We start from the raw sequence: 3148 nt of genomic DNA on the forward strand, positions 1-3148 counted from the left end.
CAGCCCGCCGCCGCCGAACACGGCCACCGCGTCCGGGCCGTGTTCGGCGCGCAATCCCCGCAGCCGGTCGGCGACGGTTCCCAGCGCTGTGTCCCAGTCCGCGGCCACGAGTTCCCCGCCCCGGCGGACCATCGGATGCACCAGGCGGTCCGGAACGTCCAACAGGGACGTCGCGGTCCAGCCCTTCTGGCACAACCCGCCCCGGTTCACCGGGAAGTCCGTCGGAACCACGGTCACGCCCGCGCGTTCGCAGGTGAGTCGGGTTCCGCACTGCAAGGCGCAATAGGGGCAGTGGGTGGCGACGGTGCGCGGCTCAGGCACTGGTGACCCCTTCGGCGACCGGTTCCCGGCGCGTCGCCACCCGGCCGGGCGCCGGGCGCAGGTACACCGCCCAGGTCACGACCAGGCACAGCACGTAGAACGCGAGGAACGTCAGCAGCGCGGCGTTCCCGTTCGCCGCAGACCCGCCGAACGAGGCGCGGAAGGTCAAGTTGATGAACACCCCGCCCAGCGCACCGACCGCACCGGCCACCCCCATCAACGCGCCCGAAAGCCGCCTGGCCCGCGCGAACGCGTCCGGGATGGAGGAAAGCGCCGCCCGCGCGGTGAAGATCCCCGGGATCATCTTGTACACCGATCCGTTGCCGACCCCGGTCAGCACGAACAGCGCGATGAACGCGGTCAGGTACAGCGGGAACGAACCCGACCCGGAAGCCACCAGCAGCACCCCGGTCGCGACCGCCATGGCCAGGAAGTTCCAGAACGTCACCAGCGCTCCGCCGAAGCGGTCCGACATCCGCCCGCCCAGCGGTCGCGCCAGCGAACCCAGCAGCGGTCCCAGGAACGTCCAGGTCGCCGCCTGCAGCGGGCTGGAACCGAACTCGTTCTGCAGCACCAGCCCGAACGCGAAGCCGTAGCCGATGAACGACCCGAAGGTGCCGACGTACAGCAGCGAGATCCACCAGGCGTGCCGGTCTCGCACCACTTCCAGCTGCGCGCCGGGCGCGGCCACGACCGCGTCGATGTTGTCCATCCGCACTGCCGCCAGCAGGGCGGCCAGCACGATCAGCGGCAGGTACACCCCGGCCACCAGCGCGGGGGAGGTGTTCCCGGCCAGCGCGACCACCAGCAGCCCGACCAGTTGGACGACCGCGACGCCGATGTTGCCGCCGCCCGCGTTCAACCCCAGCGCCCAGCCCTGCGCGCGCTGCGGGAAGAACGCGGTGATGTTGGTCATCGACGAGGCGAAGTTCCCGCCGCCCACGCCGGTCAGCGCGCCCAGCACCAGGAACACCCACAGCTCGGTGCCCGGCTGCTGCACGAAGTAGGCCGTCGACGCCGTCGGCACCAGCAGCGCGGCGGTCGAGACGACCGTCCAATTGCGACCGCCGAACCGCGTCACCGCGTAGCTGTAGGGCAGCCGCAGCAGCGCTCCCACCAGCGTCGGCACCGTGGTCAGCAGGAACTTCTCGGAGGCGGTGAATCCCAGTCCGATGGCCGGCGACATGAACAGCACCATGACCGACCAGATGCTCCACACCGAGAATCCGATGTGCTCGGACAGGATCGACAGCCGCAGGTTCCGGCGCGCCACGCGCCTGCCGGTGCGCTCCCAGAAGACCGCGTCCTCGGGATCCCAGCCGTCGATCCACCGGCCGGGTCGGGTGTGCGGGGCGGCGGGCACATCGGCTCCTCTCGTCGGGCTGGCCAGACGTTAGGAAGCCGGTGTTTCACCGCTGCTCTTCGCGGGTTACCACCGGGAAAACGACTTTCGCAGGCCCGCGCGGCCGCAGTGCGCTGCGAATCCGCCCGGCATACGGGTGAGCTGGGACACGTGGCACGGTGGGGATGTGCCAGCACGCGGAAGTTCCGAAGCCCTCGAGCGCGCCCGCGCCCTGTTCGCCGGGGCGCGGCGGATCACCGCGTTGACCGGGGCCGGGCTTTCCACCGCCTCCGGCATCCCGGACTTCCGCGGTCCGAACGGGGTGTGGACGCGGGATCCGGAGGCGCAGCGGCTCAGCGACATCAACTCCTACGTCGCCGATCCGGAGGTGCGCAGGAAGGCGTGGCGCAGCCGCGCCGAGCATCCGGCGTGGAGCGCGGAGCCGAACGCCGCGCACCGCGCGTTCACCGACCTCGCCGCCCAGCAGCGGTTGCGCACGGTGCTGACCCAGAACATCGACGGGCTGCACCAGAGCGCCGGGCTGGACTCCGGTTCGGTGCTGGAACTGCACGGTTCGGTTTTCGGCGTGGTGTGCCTGGATTGCGGCTCGACCGGCACGATGCGCGCCGCGCTGCAACGGGTCGCCGCGGGCGAGCCGGACCCGCCGTGCAACTCCTGCGGCGGCATCCTGAAGTCCAGCACGATCTCCTTCGGGCAAGCCCTGGACGCTGACGTGATCCGGTCCGCGCAGCGGGCGGCGCTGGACTGCGACCTGTTCCTGACCGCGGGCACCTCGCTGACCGTGCAGCCCGCCGCTGGGCTCGCCGAACTGGCCGTGCGGGCCGGGGCGGACTTGGTGGTCTGCAACGCAGAGCCCACTCCCTATGACGAGCTGGCCGCGGCCGTGCTGCGCGAGCCGCTGGTCGAGGTGCTGCCGGAACTGGTCGCCGTCCCCGCCACCGGCTCCGACGAGCCGCTGAGCACTTGGGGCGACCCCGGCACCTGGAGCTGAGCCCGCTCCGCTGCCCGCCCGGGCGGCTCGCCCGCGAAATTTTTGTTGGCAAGTCACGTGCCGGCGATCTGCGCTGCGCACAAGATCATTACCACCGCCGTGGTGTGCATGTTGTGCCGCAAGAGGTGCAAGTTACGAATTGCGAGCTTTGAGGTCGCATCGCAGAGTTGCTTCCGTCCTGTGCGCCGAATGGCGCAATGCCTGCAAGGCCGAACGGTCCAACGAGCCGTCGGCGACAGGAGGTGACGGCTCGTGCGGCGATCCCGACAGCTTTCCGGCGGGCTCCTGCTGGCTGCGCTGGTGGCGGTGAGCTGCCCGCCGGTCGCGGGCAGCACGCCGCCTCCACCGCGACCGGACGAAGGCGACCTGCAGGCGCAGCGCAGGAGCTCGAGCAGGAAGCAGAAGCCGAGCCCGAAGCTCAGAGCGAGGAGGTCGAAGAAGAGCCCGCAGCGGAAGAGCCAGAAGAGGAAGCA

The 3148-nt window shown here is 70.7% G+C and carries 4 protein-coding genes; 1 reads left to right on the forward strand and 3 read right to left on the reverse strand.

Translation table 11 applies throughout. The features are described 5' to 3' along the window. The coding region (locus IJH84_RS07925; RefSeq protein WP_295142137.1) for a molybdopterin-dependent oxidoreductase at window positions 1–321 on the reverse strand (321 nt) is incomplete at its 3' end. Continuing rightward, window positions 314–1684 carry an MFS transporter gene (locus IJH84_RS07930; protein WP_295142139.1) on the reverse strand — a complete coding sequence of 457 codons (1371 nt, stop codon included), beginning with the start codon at window positions 1682–1684 and terminating at the stop codon, window positions 314–316. The genes IJH84_RS07930 and IJH84_RS07925, both read right to left, overlap by 8 nt. Before the next feature lie 166 nt (window positions 1685–1850). Here IJH84_RS07930 and IJH84_RS07935 point away from each other — a divergent pair, with 166 nt between their 5' ends. Beyond that, on the forward strand, window positions 1851–2675 hold the full coding sequence (locus IJH84_RS07935; RefSeq protein ID WP_295142142.1) for a Sir2 family NAD-dependent protein deacetylase: 825 nt from the start codon (window positions 1851–1853) through the stop codon (window positions 2673–2675). A 53-nt stretch (window positions 2676–2728) separates the two neighbouring features. On the opposite strand, the gene IJH84_RS07940 is transcribed toward IJH84_RS07935, so the two are convergent. Further along, a partial coding sequence (locus IJH84_RS07940; protein WP_295142145.1) for a hypothetical protein occupies window positions 2729–3148 on the reverse strand: 420 nt, incomplete at its 5' end.

The organism is Saccharopolyspora sp., from assembly GCF_017434145.1.
Classification (GTDB): Bacteria; Actinomycetota; Actinomycetes; order Mycobacteriales; family Pseudonocardiaceae; genus Saccharopolyspora_C; species Saccharopolyspora_C galaxeae.